Source organism: Streptococcus sp. 3874, assembly GCF_013276425.1.
In the GTDB taxonomy this organism is placed as follows: domain Bacteria; phylum Bacillota; class Bacilli; order Lactobacillales; family Streptococcaceae; genus Streptococcus; species Streptococcus pseudopneumoniae.
The window spans coordinates 1-517 of record NZ_VMLA01000154.1 but is presented as its reverse complement, the minus strand read 5'-3'; the positions used below and the strand labels follow the sequence as shown (position 1 = coordinate 517).

Annotated in this window: 1 pseudogene; it reads left to right on the top strand. The window is 38.3% G+C overall.

The features are described 5' to 3' along the window. Positions 1-517: pseudogene (locus tag HT703_RS11290) on the top strand (helix-turn-helix domain-containing protein); the annotation flags it as partial.

Below are 517 nucleotides of genomic sequence, written 5' to 3'. Positions count from 1 at the left end.
ATCTTGAAACGACTGGTATACCTACTAGAATTCTCCTTAGAAAGCGTCGATTCAAGTGCTATCACTGTTCAAAAATGATGATCGCTGAAACTTCTATCGTCAAGAAGAATCACCAAATCCCTCGTATCATCAACCAAAAGATTGCTCAAAAGTTAATTGAAAAGATTTCTATGACCGATATTGCCCATCAGCTTTCCATCTCAACTTCAACTGTCATTCGAAAGCTCAATGACTTCCACTTTGAGTGTAATTTTAGAAATCTGCCTAAGATTATGTCTTGGGACGTTGAAACAGTCCGGGGAGTGACTGTTTCAATCGGGAGATGGAGATGAGCTTTATTGCGCAAGATTTTGATAAGCTCAATATCATCACTGTTCTTGAAGGTAGAACACAAGCCGTCATTCGAGATCACTTTCTTAAATATGATAGGGTCGTCCGATGTCGAGTGAAAATTATTACTATGGATATGTTTAGTCCTTATTATGACTTAGCTAGGCGACTTTTTCCAAACGCTAAA